At 47.9% G+C, this 1,015-nt stretch carries 1 protein-coding gene; it reads left to right on the top strand.

Going from position 1 to position 1,015, the window contains the following annotated elements:
- Positions 1–938 (top strand): RNA-guided endonuclease IscB (gene iscB, locus F6K53_RS45430; protein WP_293087801.1); only part of this gene is annotated, 938 nt, incomplete at its 5' end.
- Between the last annotated feature and the right edge of the window lie 77 nt (positions 939–1,015).

Raw genomic sequence — 1,015 nt, 5'->3', positions numbered from 1 at the left:
GGAAACGCCCAGAAGGTTGGTTGGCTCCGAGCCTACAACACAGAGTGGCAACCACTATGACCTGGGTGCTGAGATTGATGAAACTCACTGCCATTGGTTCGATATCCCAGGAGCTAGTCCGCTTTGATACCCAAAAGCTCCAAAATCCGGAAATATCTGGCATAGAGTACCAACAGGGGGAGCTGATGGGCTATGAAGTGCGGGAGTACTTGTATCAGAAATGGGGTCGCCAATGTGTCTACTGTGGGGCGAAGTCTGTCAAGCTAGAGGTGGAACACATAATCCCAAAATCCAAGGGGGGAACGAATCGTGTCAATAACCTCACCCTAGCCTGCCATCGGTGTAATCAGGCCAAAGGAAATCTTGATGCTCGGGATTTTTTATCGGGGAAACCCGATGTCCTAAAGCGGATTTTAGGTAGAGCAAAGCAACCACTATTAGATGCGGCGGCGGTCAACTCCACCCGTTGGCAACTTTACCAAAGTTTGAAAGAAACTGGATTGTCCGTAGCAGTAGGAACTGGTGGCAGAACCAAGTACAACCGTATCAAGCTGGGATTACCCAAGGGTCATTGGGTGGATGCCGCCTGTGTCGGCGAAGTGGCCACATTGAAGATTGTCACCAGACAGCCTCTTTTAATCAAAGCGATGGGTCACGGTTGTCGTCAGGTAATACAGATGGACAAATACGGCTTTCCTCGCAAAGGGTACAAACCCAAGCATCCTGTCAAGGGATGGAAAACCGGGGATATCGTTAATGTGGTAGCTGGGAAGAATGCTGGATTAAAAGGGGTTCGCATCAAGACCGTCAGAGCCAAAGGAAATTTTGATCTAATCGGGGCTGATCAGGATTCGTCCAACAAGGTCAACAGCGCATCTCGGAACTACATTCAATGTGTCCATCGCCAGGATGGGTATTATTATAGTTTTGCTAAATGATAAGTAACTTTGATGAGCTTTTTTGTAGGAGGAGCAAGATCGATATTAAAGCTGATTCATTGTCCTTACTCTGCCTA

It is taken from the genome of Moorena sp. SIO4A1, assembly GCF_010672065.1.
In the GTDB taxonomy this organism is placed as follows: Bacteria; Cyanobacteriota; Cyanobacteriia; order Cyanobacteriales; family Coleofasciculaceae; genus Moorena.
Note: the sequence above shows the minus strand (reverse complement) of the source record. Positions and strands in the feature narration are given on the sequence as shown.